Raw genomic sequence first — 14,817 nt, 5'->3', positions numbered from 1 at the left:
CAGGCACCGCCCGCCGCGTTCCGGACGGGCTGGTCCGTGCAGGGGGTGTTCAAGGGAGGACATTGGTGGTGTCGGAAACACGCACGCACAACACCGAAGACTATCTCCGTATGTACCGGCAGATGGTGCGCATTCGCGCGTTCGAGGACAACGCGAACCAGCTCTATCTCGCTGCCAAGATGCCGGGGCTCACGCACATGTACTCCGGTCAGGAGGCCGTCGCGGTCGGCATCTGCGAGGCGCTCACCGACGAGGACCGGATCACCTCGACCCATCGCGGCCACGGCCACTGCGTCGCCAAGGGCGCCGAGTTCAAGGCCATGTTCTGCGAGCTCCTGGGCAAGGAGGAGGGCTACTGCCGCGGCAAGGGCGGGTCGATGCACATTGCCGACCAGTCCCACGGCAATCTCGGCGCCAACGCCATCGTCGGCGGCTCGATGGGTATCGCCACCGGCGCCGCGCTCTCCGCCAAGCGTCTCGGCAAGAACTTCGTGACGGTCTGCTTCTTCGGTGACGGCGCCACCGCCCAGGGGCTGTGGTACGAGGTGATGAACATGGCCGCGCTCTGGAATCTGCCGGTCATTTACGCCTGCGAGAACAACGGCTACAGCGAATACACAAAGACCAAGGAAATTGCGGCCGGCTCGCTGATCAAGCGGGCGGAGGCGTTCGGCATCGAATCCTTCCAGATCGACGGCCAGGACGTGCTGGCCGTCAACGAGCTGGCCGAGACGCTGAGCGACCGGTGTCGCAAGGGCGAGGGCCCGTTCTTCATCGAGCTGAAGACCTACCGCTATCACGGTCACCACGTCGGCGACATCAACCGCGACTACTACCGCGCCAAGGACGAGGAAGCGGAGTGGAAGAAGCTGCGCGACCCGATCACCAACTTCGGCAAATGGCTGGAGGATCAGGGCATCGTGTCAGCCGACGAGCTCGTCGAGATCAACAATGAGATCAAGGCCGATGCCGAGGCTGCGGTCGAGTACGCGCTGAATGCCGCGTATCCGGACCCGTCCGAAGTCGACATGCATGTCTATGCCGGTGTCGACCACGCCCTCGACTATCTTCCCGGAGCCCGCCCATGAGCCGCGACATCACACTGGCCAAGGCCGTCAACGAGGCGATCGCGGAAGAAATGCGCCGCGACGAGACCGTGTTCATCATCGGCGAGGACGTCGCGGAAGCCGGCACGCCCTTCAAGGTTCTGTCTGGCCTGGTGGAGGAGTTCGGCACCGACCGCGTGATCGACACCCCGATCTCCGAACCCGGCTTCATGGGCATCGCTGTTGGCGCGGCGATGACCGGATCGCGGCCCATCGTCGACCTGATGTTCGGCGATTTCATCTATCTGATCATGGACCAGCTCTGTAATCAGGCGGCCAAGATCCACTACATGTCGGGCGGCAAGCTCGAGGTGCCGCTGGTGCTGAGGGCCAATCTCGGGGCGACCCGCCGGTCCGCCGCCCAGCACTCCCAGAGCCTGCATGCGTTGGTTGCGCACATTCCCGGGCTCAAGGTGGCGCTGCCGTCCTCCGCCTACGAGGCGAAGGGGCTGATGAAGACGGCGATCCGGGACAACAATCCCGTCGTCATCTTCGAAGACAAGCTGATGTACCAGGACAAGGCGCCGGTCCCGGAAGAGGAGTACCTCATTCCGTTCGGCCAGGCGGCCGTGAAGCGCGAGGGGCGGGACGTCACCATCGTCGCCACGTCCTCCATGGTCGCCGTGGCCGAGGAAGCCGCCGACATCCTGTCGGAAGACGGCATCAGTGCCGAGGTGATCGATCCGCGCACCATCGTTCCGCTGGACGAGGAGACCATCCTCAACTCGGTGCGCAAGACCTCCCGGGCGATGGTCGTCGACGAGGGCCATCAGAGCTACGGCGTGACCGCCGAGATCGCGGCCCGGATCAGCGAAAAGGCGTTCTATCATCTGGACGCGCCTGTCATCCGGATCGGCGCGATGGACGTGCCCGTGCCGTTCTCGCCCGCGCTGGAGGATCTGACGGTTCCGAACGCGCGGGGCGTTGCGGACAAGGCGCGGAAAATCTGCCGCGGGGAGCTGGTCCATGCCGCATGACGTGATCATGCCGGCGCTCGGCATGTCGCAGGACTCCGGCCTGATCGTGTCCTGGCTCAAGCAGCCGGGGGATCCGGTGAAAGCCGGCGACGCGCTGATGGAGGTGGAGACCGACAAGGCGACGATGGAGGTCGAAGCCCAGGCGGACGGATACCTGACCGGCGTCAGGGCCAAGGCCGGCGACAACGTGCCGGTGGGCGAACGGGTCGCCCGGATCACCGAGACCGCCGACGAGCCGGAAGAGGCGGAGGCCGAAGGGGAGGCGGATGACGCGCCGGCCCCGGAGGGGGCAGCTGGCACCGACGCACCCGAAATCCAGGGCCAGAAGGTCATCATGCCGGCGCTGGGCATGTCCCAGGACACTGGCCGGATCATCTCCTGGCAGAAGGCGCCCGGCGATCAGGTTGCCGCCGACGACGTGCTTCTGGAGGTGGAGACCGACAAGAGCGCGATGGAGGTCCCGGCCGGGTTCGATGGATATGTCGCGGGCCTCTTCGCCGAGGCCGGGGAGGATGTACCGGTCGGCGACGTGATCGCGATCATTTCGGACGACAAGCCCGAGGCGCCGGTTTCCCGGTCGCTTTCGTCGGCGAAGCCCGCCGCAGCGCCTGAGAAAGAGGCGCCGCCGCCTGACAAGGTGCCGGCCCCGCAGAAGGCGCCGGCTAAGGACGCCGTCGCAGCACCCAAGCCGTCGTCGGGCGGCCGCATCCTGGCCTCGCCCAAGGCCAGGCGTCTGGCGCAGGAGCGGGGGCTCGACCTGGAGCGCCTCGTGCGCGAAGGCGTGCCGCAGCCCTTCCACGTCGCGGACCTGGACACCCTTGCGGCCCTGCCGGCCGAGGCGGTGAGCCCCGCCGGGGGGCCAGGGGCCGTATCCAGGCGCATCGTCGCGGAAGTCGCTCCGGCCGGCCTCGACGATCTTCTCGCCTGGCTGGGCAAGGAGCTCGGCCGACCGGTGTCGCGGGTGGCGGTTCTGGCCGCCTTCGCCGCGGCTGCGATCCGCCCGGTATCCGACGAAACCCCCCTGGTCGTTCGGGCGGAAAGCTTCGGCAAGGCCAGCTTCTTCGTGGATCCGGACAGGGCGGGGCTCGGCTCGGGCGAACCGGATCCGGAGGCCGGCGCGCCGGCGGTGATCCTGCGCGATCTGAGCGGCGGGCCGGTTACCAGCGTCCATCTCGGGGGAGAAGACGTGCCTGTCCTGACCGTCACGCGGTCGGGGGACGCGCTCGTTCTGACCTTCGAGGGCTCCGCCGGGGCGCTGTCGGCCGAAGCCGCGATCGCGGTGTTGTCCGGTTTTGCGGAGCGTGTTGGCGAACCGCTCCGTCACCTGCTTTAGTGGGCGTCCGGGCGAAACCGGAACCGGCACGCGGCGGGTCGATGCATCCGCTCCGCCGCCGGAGCAATCGAAAGCCGTTCCTGCCGGCCGGCGATCGCCGGGCCGTCGGGAAAGGGCTGAGAGCATAGATTGACGAGCAGTTCTGTCCCCGATCCGATCTGTTCGGATCCGAGGGGACCTGCTCCTTGGAGAGGAAAGGCGTCCATCATGGATCAGGCCGTTCAGCAATTCACGGATCTCTATATCGGCGGCGCGTGGCGGCCCGGTGCATCCGGCGACCGTTTCGAGGTCCTCAATCCCGCGACCGAGGACGTTCTGGCCCACGTGGCGTCGGCGGAAATCGAGGATGCCGATGCCGCGCTCGACGCCGCCGACAAGGCGTTCGCCGAGTGGGCCGGACGCACGCCGCGCCAGCGCTCGGAAGTCCTGCGCAAGGCCTGGGAACTCATGACCGCGCGGCTCGACGAGTTCGCGCGGCTGATCACGCTGGAAAACGGAAAGGCGGGGACCGATGCCCGCGGCGAGGCGACCTATGCGGCCGAGTTCTTCCGCTGGTTCGCCGAAGAAGCCGTCCGCGCCGACGGGCTGATTACCCATGCGCCGGCCTCCGGCGCGCGGATCATCGTCCAGCACAAGCCGGCCGGCATCGCGGTCCTCGTTACGCCGTGGAACTATCCGGCGGCCATGGGCACCCGCAAGATCGCGCCGGCGCTGGCGGCCGGCTGCCCGGTGATCATCAAGCCGGCCAGCGAGACCCCGCTGACCATGCTGGCGCTGATGCCGCTTCTGGAGGAGGCCGGCGTGCCCAAGGGGCTCGTCAACGTGCTTCCCTCGCGCCATTCCGGCAAGCTGGTCGATCACCTGCTGCACGATCCGCGCGTGCGGGTGGTGTCGTTCACCGGCTCCACCGGCGTCGGCCGCAAGCTGCTGCATTCGGCTGCCGACCAGGTGCTGAAGCCGGCCATGGAGCTTGGCGGCAACGCGCCGCTGATCGTCTTCGACGACGCCGACATCGACGCCGCCGTGGAAGGCGCCATGCTGGCCAAGATGCGCAATCTTGGCGAAGCCTGTACCGCTGCCAACCGGTTCTATGTCCACGAAAAGGTGGCCGATGCCTTCGCCGAGAAGTTCACCGCCGCGATGGCGAAGCTCAAGGTCGGTGACGGGCTCGATCCGGACGTCGACGTCGGCCCGCTGGTCAACCGCGACACCCAGGAGAAGGTCGCCGCCTTCGTGGCCGACGCGATCGAGAAGGGCGCCAAGCTGAAGCTCGGCGGCGAACTGCCGGCGGGACGCGGCTTCTTCTACCCGCCAACCGTCTTGACCGACGTTCCGGAGACCGCAGACTGCGTGCACGACGAGATCTTCGGCCCGGTCGCCGCCATCCAGACCTTCACCGACACCGATGACGTGGTCCGCCGCGCCAACGACACCGAGTACGGGCTGGTCGCCTACGTGTTCACGGAGAACATGAAGCGCGGCCTGCAGGTCTGCGAGCGGCTGGACTACGGCATGGTCGGCCTGAACCGCGGGCTGGTTTCCGATCCGGCGGCGCCCTTCGGCGGCACCAAGCAGTCGGGCCTCGGCCGCGAGGGCGGCCACGAAGGCATGCTGGAGTTCATGGAAACCCAGTACATCTCGGCGACCTGGTAGGGAGGCGGCGATGAGCTATATCGCGTCGCCCTCCGTCCGCTCCTACGCCGGACAAAAAGGGGTCGATCTCGGTGCCGTGGCGTCCGCCACGGGCCGGGAAACGCTGGCCAAGGAGGATGTCGACCGGCATCTGGCCGGCGAGAGCGGAGCGTCGGGCGGCGCGCCGGCGGGGGAGGGCAGGCGCTACTGGGACGTCGACCACACCGCCCATGGTCCGGTGACCGACGAACCGCTCAGCCGGATGGCGCAGATCGCGGCGGACAATCTCGCCGCCGCCAATGCGCACATCCCCCAGGTGACCCATCACGACCGGGCCGACATCCGCCGGGTCGAGGCGTTCCGCGCACGGCTGAAGGACGAGGCGGTGGAGCGTGGCGTGAAGCTCACCACGCTCGCCTTCCACGTGAAGGCGCTGACGGCCTGTCTGAAGGCGTTCCCGAAGTTCAATGCCTCGCTCAGCGCCGACGGCAAGACGCTGCACATGAAGTCCTATGTCCATGTCGGCATCGCGGTGGATACCCCGGCGGGGCTCGTGGTGCCGGTCGTCCGCGACACCGACCAAAAGGGGCTTTGGCAGATTGCCGACGAGATCGCGGATCTGGCCGGCCGGGCCCAGGCCCGCAAGGTCCGTCCGGAGGAGATGGGCGGGGCGTCCATGTCGATCTCCAATCTCGGTGGGATCGGCGGGACGGCCTTCACCCCGATCGTCAATCCGCCGGAGGTGGCGATCCTCGGCATCACCCGGACCGAAACCGTTCCGGTGTGGGAGAACGACGCGTTCGTCCCCGTCCCCATGGTGCCGCTCGATCTGTCCTACGACCACCGTGTCATCAACGGCGCCGATGCGGCCCGTTTCCTGCGCCGCTACGCCGACCTCCTGGAGGAGCCGCGCCGCCTTCTGATCGGTTGACAGCCGATCCGGATTCCCTCCATCCGCATGCGTCTGCCGCGCGATGTCTGATCGGGGGTTCGGTCACCAAACCTTTGCAGAAGCTCGGCACAAGCGGCGTCCTTGAGGGCGTCCGGGACGGGACGAGGCGAAGGGGGAGCGGCCGATGGCGCCGGAGAACGGAAGTGCGGGAAACGACGTCGTCGACGGCGTGGCAGCCATCCTGAGTGACCGGTTCGTCCAGGTGCCCGAAGCGGCGACCTGCGCGGAAGCGATGGCCACTTTCGCGAGCGACGGGGGAAGCGGAGCAGCCTGTGAGGGCCTCGTCATGGACGCGTCGGGTGGCGTGGTCGGGCTGGTTTCCCTCCGCCGCCTTCTGAGCGTCGACGGCACCACTCCGGTGTCGGCGGTCGCGACCCCCGCTCCGATCGTTGCCCGGCTGAGCGATACGGCGGAGGGCGTGGCGCGTGTGATGCTGCGGACCGGGGCCGTCGTCGTTCCGGTTCTGGAGGCGGATGGACGGCTCGCCGGTGTCGTGTTCGCCGATCGCGCGAACCGCTATCTCCTGGGCGAGCTGATCGAGGACGCCGACCGCTTCGTCGGCATCGCCGGCGAGGTTGAGGACGATTACCTGAACCAGACTGTCTGGAGGGATTTCCGCCGCCGGGTTCCCTGGGTGCTGGGTCTGGCCGTTGCCGGGCTCGCCGCGGGCTATGTCGTCCACGTCTACGAGCACGCCCTCGACGCGCTGGTCATCCTGGCACTCTACATGCCGATGGTCGCCGACACCGGCGGCAATGTGGGCACCCAGTCGGCGAGCCTGGTGACCCGGGCGATCGCGGTCGGCAGCGTCCGGATCGGCGATTTCGGGCGGATCCTGTGGCGGGAAAGCTGCGTCTCGATCCTGCTGGCGGCGACCCTGTTCGCGTTCGCCTTCCTCAAGGTCGCCCTGATCTCCAACGCCGCCGACGTGCCGGCCGGTTTGACCATCGAGGGGATCGCCGTTGCGATCGCACTGGCGCTGGCGGTTCAGGTGGTCACGGCGACCCTGATCGGTGCCTTGCTGCCGCTAGGTGCCTTGGCGATCAGGCAGGACCCGGCGCTGGTGTCGGGGCCGGCGCTGACGACCATCGTCGATCTCACCGGCCTCATCCTCTATTTCTCCATCACCACCTGGATGCTCGGCATCCCGTTCGCGCATACGTGATCCGGAACGGGACAACGGGGCACAGCCTCACGGTCCACCGTTGTTCCGAGCGTCCCGGCTCAAGGCCGGGGTGACGCCGCTTCGTCAGGCCGCGACGCTGCCACGGGGGTCGGCGCCGAACCGGTTCGCTCCGTCTTCGCCGCGCTGGATGTGGAAGAACAGGAGAACCAGGATCCCGATCAGCGGGATCAGGATGATCAGGTACCACCAGGCCGACTTGCCGATGTCGTGAAGCCGGCGGAAGCCGGCAGCGAGCGACGGCAGGAAATGGACCAGGCCGACAATCGCCCCGATGGGACCGCTGCCTTCGTAGGGCGCGAATCCCAGAATACTGTCCAGAATGCTCGCGATGATGATGATGATCACGTAGGTCAGGACGTAAAGCCAGTAGGTCTTACGGTCGATGCGACCCGAAAAGGTCACATAGTTGCTCATGACGTGCTTGTAGCTCTCGATCATCGTCAGTTCCCCCAAATCGAGCTATGGCGAAGCGGCTGGCCCGTTCGCCCTCTCACCCACGTCCCGACCTTAGAGCCTTTTCTGCTCGCATGGAAACATCTGAGCAGTAAGAAATGGCTCCGGATTCAATAGCTTGAGCAGATCTTTCTCGTTCAGGCCGGTCTGGTTCGGACACAGTCTCGTCCGAGACGGAACGTCGCCGGTTGGTGGAGGTGGGGAGACCCGGACCTGCATGGGCCCCGACACGGGCCGGATCCCGGCACATTCGCCGCCTGCGGGCCTGAAGCGGTGCGGATGGCTCCGAAGGTGACACGGGCGCGCGGGCGTGGATGATGGGGCTGTCCCGTTCCACAGGAGGATGACCGATGGCCGCTCTATCCGGGTCCTGGATCGTCTGGGCGCTGCTGGCGGCCCTGTTCGCTGCATTGACGGCGATCTTTGCCAAGGTGGGTGTCGAGAATGTCGGGTCCGACTTCGCGACCTTTCTGCGGACGGTCGTGGTTCTCGCCGCCCTGGCGGCGATCCTGACCGCAACTCAGGGCTGGCAGAGCCTCAGGACGATCTCTCCGAAGTCCGCCGTCTTTCTCGTTCTGTCGGGGTTGGCGACGGGGGCATCCTGGGTCTGTTACTTCCGGGCCCTCAAGCTCGGGGATGCCGCACGCGTCGCGCCGATCGACAAGCTTTCGGTGGTGCTGGTCGCCGTCTTCGGCGTGGTGCTGCTGGGCGAGCGGCTGTCGATCACCAATTGGGCGGGCATCGGCCTGATCGGCCTCGGAGCGTACCTGGTTTCCCGCCCGATCCTCTGAGGTTGGTGGCGGCGGTCAGATCGCCTTGAGGGCCGCCGCACCGGCCTCTGTGATCGTCACACGATCCTGATCGTCGAATTCCACACACTGCTTGTCGCTCAGTCCGTGCAACACGTTCGCCACCACGCGCCGGTCGCTCCCGGACACAGTTCCAGCGAGCGTGTCGGCTGCGATGTATTCGCCATGGTCGTTGTGAAGCCGCGCGAGGGCGGCAAGCACGTCAAACTCCTGATCCGTGAGATGCATGGGTCCGTTCCTTCTTCGCGCAGGGGGACGCCGGTCAGGCGTCCGCAACCCGCTTTATGGCGCGAAACGGATGGCGCCCGGATCTCGTTCCGGTCAGGCGACGGATCGTGAACATGGGTGATCCCGGCCGCTTCGCGTGCGGTCGGGCGGGTCTCGGCGGGGACAAGGGTTCCCGGCCCGCCACGGCGGACCGGGATCGATCGGCTGGCGTCACACCGCCGGCGGGGCGAGATAGAAGTTGTCTTCCAGGTAGCGGACGACGTCGTCCGCCAGCTCTTCGGCCGAGCGGCTCGCCGTGTCGAGCACCAGTTCCGGATTTTCCGGCGCCTCGTAGGGGCTGTCGATGCCGGTGAAGTTCGGCAGCTCGCCGGCGCGCGCCTTCTTGTAGAGGCCCTTGGGGTCGCGCGCTTCGGCGAGCTCCAGCGGCGTCGCGACGTGGATCTCGATGAACTCGCCGTCCTCGACGATCTCCCGCGCCAGGCGGCGTTCCGAGCGGAACGGCGAGATGAACGACACCAGCGTGATCAGGCCGGAGTCCACGAACAGCTTGGCTGTCTCCGCCACCCGGCGGATGTTCTCCACCCGGTCGGCCTCGGTGAAGCCGAGATCGCGGTTGAGGCCGTGGCGGACGTTGTCGCCGTCGAGCAGATAGGTGTGCCGGCCGGCAGCCGCGAGCTTCTTCTCCACCAGGTTCGCGATCGTCGACTTGCCGGCGCCCGACAGGCCGGTGAACCACAGGATCGCCGGCTTCTGACCCTTCTGGGCCGCCCGCAGCGTCTTGTTCACGTCGAGCGCCTGCAGATGGACGTTCGAGGCCCGGCGCAGCCCATGGGTGATCATCCCGGCGCCGACGGTGCGGTTGGTCAGCCGGTCGATCAGGATGAAGCCGCCGGTCTCCGGGTTGTCGCCGTACTTGTCGAAGGCGATCGGCTCGGAGAGCGAGAAATTCGCGACGCCGATCTCGTTCAGATGCAGCGTCTTGGCCGCGATGTGGTCGAAGCTGGTGATGTCGACCTTGTGCTTGAGATCGGTCGCGACCGCGTTGACGGTCTTCGCGCCGCTCTTCAGGAGATAGGAGCGGCCGGGAAGGAAGTCGTGGTCGTCCTGGAGCCAGATCAGGTTCGCCTGGAACTGGTCCGCCACCTGCGGCCGGTCCTGGGCCTTCGACAACACGTCGCCGCGGGAGATGTCGATCTCGTCGGCGAGCGTGATCGTCACCGCCTGACGGGCGAACGCCTCGGAGAGATCGCCGTCATAGGTGACGATCGACTTGACCGTGGACGTGCGACCGGATTTGGCCACCACGATTTCGTCGCCCGGACGGATCGAGCCGGTGGCGATGGTTCCGGAAAATCCGCGGAAGTCGAGATTGGGGCGGTTGACCCACTGAACCACCATCCGGAACGGCCGCTCTTCCAGGTCGTCGGCGACGTTCACCGTCTCGAGATGCTCCTTGAGCGTCGGCCCGGTGTACCAGGGCATGCGCTCGGAGCGCTGCATGACGTTGTCGCCATAGCGCGCCGACATCGGAATCGCCTGCAGCGTTTCGAAGCCCAGCTTTTCTGCGAATGCGCGGTACTCCTCCACGATCCGGTCGAAGGCGGCCCGATCGTAATCCACCAGGTCGATCTTGTTGATCGCGAGCACCAGGTGGCGGATGCCGAGCAGCGAGACGATGAAGGAATGCCGGCGCGTCTGCGGAAGGATGCCGTGGCGTGCGTCGACCAGGATCACGGCCAGTTCGGCGTTCGACGCGCCGGTCGCCATGTTGCGCGTGTACTGTTCGTGGCCGGGCGTGTCGGCGACGATGAACTTCCGCTCTTCCGTGGTGAAGAAGCGGTAGGCCACGTCGATCGTGATGCCCTGTTCGCGCTCGGCCTCCAGTCCGTCGACCAGGAGGGCCAGGTCGATGTCCTCGCCGACAGTCCCGTGCTTGCGGCTGTCGCGGGTGAGTGTGGCGAGCTGGTCCTCGAAGATCAGCTTGGAATCGAACAGCAGACGGCCGATCAGGGTCGACTTGCCGTCATCGACGGAGCCGCACGTAATGAAGCGGAGGAGACCCTTCTCCTCCTGCTCGGCCAGATAGTCGGCGGCGAAGCTTCCGGGATCGGGAGCGCGGTTCATCAGAAATACCCTTCCCGTTTCTTCTTTTCCATCGAGGCGGCCTCATCGCTGTCGATGAGCCGGCCGGAGCGTTCGGAGGTCCGGGCGATCAGCATCTCGCCGACGATGTCCTCGAGCGTCTGTGCGGGGGACTCGATGGCGCCGGTCAGCGGATAGCAGCCGAGCGTGCGGAAGCGCACCATCCGCTGTTCGGGCGTCTCGTCTGCGGCGAGTGGAAGCCGCTCGTCGTCCACCATGACCAGCGTGCCATCCCGCTCCACGATCGGACGCCGGTCTGCGAAATAAAGCGGCACGATCGGGATGCCTTCGGCCAGGATGTACTGCCAGATGTCGAGCTCGGTCCAGTTGGACAGGGGGAAGACGCGGATCGATTCCCCCTTCTGGACCCGGGTGTTGTAGACGTTCCAGAACTCCGGCCGCTGGTTCTTCGGATCCCAGGCGTGGGTCGCGGTGCGGAACGAGAACACGCGCTCCTTGGCGCGGCTTTTTTCCTCGTCGCGCCGGGCGCCTCCGAAGGCGGCGTCGAAGCCGTACTTGGTCAGCGCCTGCTTGAGCGCTTCCGTCTTCATCACGTGGGTGTAGTGCGACGAGCCGTGGTCGAACGGGTTGATGTTCTGCGCCAGTCCTTCCTGGTTGGTGTAGACCAAGAGGTCGAGACCCAGCCGCTTGGCGGTGTCGTCGCGAAAGCGGATCATTTCCCGGAACTTCCACGTCGTGTCGATGTGGAGCAGGGGGAACGGCGGCTTGGACGGATAGAACGCCTTCATCGCCAGATGCAGCATGACCGAGGAATCCTTCCCGATCGAATACAGCATCACCGGGTTCCGGAATTCCGCCGCCACCTCGCGCATGATGCGGATCGATTCCGCTTCGAGCCGCTGAAGGTGGGACATACGCTCTGACGACATGACCAATCCGATGCAGGTTGAACCAGGCGGGTCCCGGCGACGCGGAAGACGGACGCCGACGCCCATCGCTTTGCGCCCGCAGCGGGGCCTTTCACATATCCACAAGGTCTATGCCAGCCACCTCGGCCCAACAAGAAAGGGCCGTCTCGCTGCATCGCCCAAATGGAGAATAGAAATCCGCCGCGATGCAAAATCGGCGCAATTGCGCTCGCCCGCCCGCCTTTGATCCGGCCGCTCTCCCAAAACCGCCGTGCGGGACCCCGGCGACGGGCATCGGACGCGGTTCCCTTTCATCGGCGTATTTTTTCTTCCGATGGCGTCCATTTTCGGGCGGCGGTTCGGGAACAATTGCCCGACGTCTGAGGTTTCGCGCTGACACAAACCGAAGATGGAGGAGCATCATGCGTATTTCGGAAATCATGTCCCGCGATACCGTCATTGCCGATCCCAACGAGACGATTGAAGCGGTTGCGCGCCGGATGGCGGATCAGGACATCGGCTATCTGCCAGTCGGCGAGCAGGACCGCCTCGTCGGCAGCATCACCGATCGCGACATCGTCACCCGCGGTCTGGCCAACGGCCGCGACGGAAGCTGCACCGTCGACGAAATCATGACGCGCGACGTCAAGTACTGCTTCGATGAAGACGATGTCGAGCAGATCGCGGGAAACATGGCCAACAACGGCGTCCGTCGCCTTCCTGTCATTAACCGCGACAAGCGCCTCGTCGGCGTGGTATCGCTTTCTGATGCAGCGCAGCATGGCGCTGCGGAAGGTGCCGGGCGCGGCCTTGGCAAGCTCGGTGCGCAGCCAGGGACCGCCTGATCGGTCCCCTCGTGTCGCGGCGCGGACGGCCGGGCATTCGGCCCGGCGGTGCCGCGTGGCGCCGGGGCATCGTGCAGCCGATACGGTCCCGGGGAGGCCGCGGCGTGAGAGGCCAGCGCCGGCAGGACGGCCGGGATTTGTGACCATTCCCGGCAGTTTCCGGGCAACGAGTGGAGTGGCGTGTGACGGAAGCCCCGCGACGGATATTGATGACGCTGGAGGCCGGTGGTGGCGTCTGGCGCTATGCCGTCGACGCGGCGAAGGGTATGGGCGAGCGTGGGGTCGAGTGTCTGCTCGTCGGCTTCGGTCCGCAGCTCGACCGGACCCAGCGCCGTGAAATCGCCGATCTGGACAACGCGCATCTGATCTGGATCGACACGCCTGCCGACCGCACTGCCACATGCGACGCCGATCTGGATCGGCAGCCGGAAATTCTCACGCGGCTCGCCCACGATGAACGGGTGGATCTGCTTCATCTGAACGGCCCGGCCCAGGCCGCCGGCCTCGACAGTCCGGTCCCGGTGGCCATCGCGAGCCATGCCTGTATTGCGACCGGCTGGCACGCGGTCGACACAGTGCCCTGGTCTGCCGACTGGTCATGGCGCTTCCGGCGAAACCAGCGGGGGTTCGCCGCCGCCGACGCGGTGATCGCGCCGAGCGCAACCCACGCGGAGGCGGTACGCCGTGCCTACGGCCTGACCGTTCCCGTCAACGTCGTCCACAACGCCGCCGTGCCGAGCGCGGGGAGCAGGCAGCGCAAGCGCTATGTGCTCGCGGCCGGCCGCTGGTGGGACGACGAGAAGAACGCCGCGACCATCGACAGTCTCGCCGCATCCCTGTCCGTCCCGGTCGTGATGGCAGGTGCCCTGGACGAGGAGGGGCAGGGCCGCTTCGCGCCCGCCCACGCCATCGCCACCGGTCCGCTTCCCCCGTCCGAGGTGCGCCGTCTGATGGGCGAGGCTGCGGTCTTCGTGTGCGCCTCGCACTACGAATCCTTCGGTCTGTCGGTGCTGGAAGCTGCGAGCGCGGGCGCCGCGCTCGTGCTCTCCGACATCTCGACCTTCCGGGAATTGTGGGAAGGCTCCGCGGAGTTCTGCGCGCCGGACGACACCGCCGGCTTCGCCGCGGCCATCGAGGCGCTGCTTGCCGACCCGGCACGGCTCGAGGCGATGGTCACCGCCGCCACGCTGCGTTCGCGCCAGTTCACGCCAAACCATCAGGTCGACCAGTTGCTGGACGCCTACGACGCCGCCCGCGTCCGCCGGGCCGAACGCCAGCCGGAGCTGATCCGGGCGTAGCGCCTGCACGGCCGGGCCGGCAGAGAGGCTTCGGTCCCGTTCGGTCCTTCTGGTTCCGCCTTAAACATCCGGCAGCCGGCCCGAGGCCTCGGCCGTGGCATAGACGCGTTCGATGTGGCGCTCCAGGAGCAGCACGGCCATCGGCGCGTCCGCATCCAGGGCCGCTTCCATGATGCGGCGGTGGTCCTGCTCGATGTCGGGCTTCATCCTGCAACTGCTGTAGGTCCGCCGATAGCGGTCCGCCTGATCGAACAGAATGCTCTGGAAGCGGATCAGCCACTCGGAGCCGGATCCCGAGATGAGGGCCGCATGGAAGCGGCGATGGAGCGCCTCCCAAGCCAGGAACCCGTTCAGGTCGTCCTTGCTGCGCGCCTGGTTGAAAACCTCCAGCTGCCGGAACGTCTCCTTGAGGTCGCTGCGGAAGGCGCGTTCGCCGCGTTCGATGGAGAGCTTCAGCCCCTGGGCCTCGACGAGCTTGCGCTGATCGGTGATGTCGCGCAGCGCCGTCAGGGACATCCGGGGCACCCGGAAGCCGCGATTGTCCTCTCCGATCACGAAGCCGACGGCGGCGAGCCGGGCAAGGGCCTCGCGAAGCGGCGTCGGGCCGATATCGTAGCGCCGTTGCAGGAACTGGATCGTGATGCGGCTGCCGGGCTCGAACGCGTTGGACAGGATATCGCGCCTGATCTGGGCGTAGGCGAGGGCGGTGCGCGTGACCGGAAGGTCGTCACCCGGCACGTCGGCATCCTCCGGTTCCGGCCGCTCTCCGGGAGGCAGGCTCACGAGCTTGATCTGGTGGTCCGACAATTCTCTAAGACCGTTCGTTCTGGTTCGACGCGCCCGGAGTCTGATCCGGACGAACGTCTGGTTCCGTCCGTCGCGGGCCCGTCCGTCGGCCTCCCCGACCCGCTGTCTGTGCGTTCCTCCGCCAGGTCCATCGCCCGGAGCTTGCGGAACGGGCGTCGTCCCTGCGACATTTTGATATAG

At 66.7% G+C, this 14,817-nt stretch carries 14 protein-coding genes; 9 read left to right on the top strand and 5 right to left on the bottom strand.

Features of this window, described 5'->3' with window-relative positions:
• Nucleotides 1-68 precede the first annotated feature (68 nt).
• From J2S73_RS21365 to J2S73_RS21340, 6 genes are all read left to right on the top strand, one after another.
• A complete protein-coding gene (locus tag J2S73_RS21365) occupies nt 69-1,088 on the top strand; it encodes a thiamine pyrophosphate-dependent dehydrogenase E1 component subunit alpha (protein ID WP_306887739.1) in 1,020 nt (339 codons plus the stop codon).
• Entirely contained in the window at nt 1,085-2,083 is a 999-nt protein-coding gene (locus J2S73_RS21360; protein ID WP_306887738.1) for an alpha-ketoacid dehydrogenase subunit beta, read from the top strand. The genes J2S73_RS21365 and J2S73_RS21360 overlap by 4 nt, the downstream gene beginning before the upstream one ends.
• Complete coding sequence (locus J2S73_RS21355) at nt 2,073-3,416, top strand: biotin/lipoyl-containing protein (RefSeq protein WP_306887737.1); 1,344 nt, start codon at nt 2,073-2,075, stop codon at nt 3,414-3,416. The genes J2S73_RS21360 and J2S73_RS21355 overlap by 11 nt, the downstream gene beginning before the upstream one ends.
• 207 nt (nt 3,417-3,623) lie before the next feature.
• Nucleotides 3,624-5,069 carry an NAD-dependent succinate-semialdehyde dehydrogenase gene (locus J2S73_RS21350; protein WP_306887736.1) on the top strand — a complete coding sequence of 482 codons (1,446 nt, stop codon included), beginning with the start codon at nt 3,624-3,626 and terminating at the stop codon, nt 5,067-5,069.
• 10 nt (nt 5,070-5,079) lie between these two features.
• Entirely contained in the window at nt 5,080-5,979 is a 900-nt protein-coding gene (locus tag J2S73_RS21345; protein ID WP_306887734.1) for a 2-oxo acid dehydrogenase subunit E2, read from the top strand.
• 145 nt (nt 5,980-6,124) lie between these two features.
• On the top strand, nt 6,125-7,165 hold the full coding sequence (locus tag J2S73_RS21340) for a magnesium transporter (protein ID WP_306887733.1): 1,041 nt from the start codon (nt 6,125-6,127) through the stop codon (nt 7,163-7,165).
• An 84-nt stretch (nt 7,166-7,249) separates the two neighbouring features.
• On the opposite strand, the gene J2S73_RS21335 is transcribed toward J2S73_RS21340, so the two are convergent.
• A complete protein-coding gene (locus J2S73_RS21335; RefSeq protein ID WP_306887731.1) occupies nt 7,250-7,624 on the bottom strand; it encodes a DUF805 domain-containing protein in 375 nt (124 codons plus the stop codon).
• Between the two features lie 365 nt (nt 7,625-7,989).
• Between J2S73_RS21335 and J2S73_RS21330 the strand changes: the two genes are divergently transcribed.
• Complete coding sequence (locus J2S73_RS21330) at nt 7,990-8,430, top strand: EamA family transporter (RefSeq protein WP_306887730.1); 441 nt, start codon at nt 7,990-7,992, stop codon at nt 8,428-8,430.
• A gap of 15 nt (nt 8,431-8,445) precedes the next feature.
• Here J2S73_RS21330 and J2S73_RS21325 read toward each other — a convergent pair whose 3' ends face one another.
• The 3 genes from J2S73_RS21325 to cysD all read right to left on the bottom strand — a co-directional run bounded on the left by J2S73_RS21325 (nt 8,446) and on the right by cysD (nt 11,708).
• Complete coding sequence (locus J2S73_RS21325) at nt 8,446-8,676, bottom strand: hypothetical protein (RefSeq protein ID WP_306887729.1); 231 nt, start codon at nt 8,674-8,676, stop codon at nt 8,446-8,448.
• 210 nt (nt 8,677-8,886) lie between these two features.
• Nucleotides 8,887-10,800 (bottom strand): sulfate adenylyltransferase subunit CysN, encoded by a 1,914-nt coding sequence (gene cysN, locus J2S73_RS21320; protein ID WP_306887728.1) that lies wholly within the window; start codon nt 10,798-10,800, stop codon nt 8,887-8,889.
• Nucleotides 10,800-11,708 (bottom strand): sulfate adenylyltransferase subunit CysD, encoded by a 909-nt coding sequence (cysD, locus tag J2S73_RS21315; protein ID WP_306887727.1) that lies wholly within the window; start codon nt 11,706-11,708, stop codon nt 10,800-10,802. The genes cysN and cysD overlap by 1 nt, the downstream gene beginning before the upstream one ends.
• A gap of 401 nt (nt 11,709-12,109) precedes the next feature.
• On the opposite strand from cysD, the gene J2S73_RS21310 reads away from it, so the two are divergent.
• Nucleotides 12,110-12,532: a CBS domain-containing protein gene (locus tag J2S73_RS21310; protein ID WP_306887726.1), complete on the top strand. Its 423-nt coding sequence runs from the start codon at nt 12,110-12,112 to the stop codon at nt 12,530-12,532.
• Nucleotides 12,533-12,741: 209 nt separating this feature from the next.
• On the top strand, nt 12,742-13,830 hold the full coding sequence (locus J2S73_RS21305) for a glycosyltransferase family 4 protein (protein ID WP_306887724.1): 1,089 nt from the start codon (nt 12,742-12,744) through the stop codon (nt 13,828-13,830).
• Between the two features lie 60 nt (nt 13,831-13,890).
• Here J2S73_RS21305 and J2S73_RS21300 read toward each other — a convergent pair whose 3' ends face one another.
• A complete protein-coding gene (locus J2S73_RS21300; RefSeq protein WP_306887723.1) occupies nt 13,891-14,613 on the bottom strand; it encodes a GntR family transcriptional regulator in 723 nt (240 codons plus the stop codon).
• Nucleotides 14,614-14,817: the final 204 nt, after the last annotated feature.

It is taken from the genome of Amorphus orientalis (assembly GCF_030814015.1).
In the GTDB taxonomy this organism is placed as follows: domain Bacteria; phylum Pseudomonadota; class Alphaproteobacteria; order Rhizobiales; family Amorphaceae; genus Amorphus; species Amorphus orientalis.
Note: the sequence above shows the minus strand (reverse complement) of the source record. Positions and strands in the feature narration are given on the sequence as shown.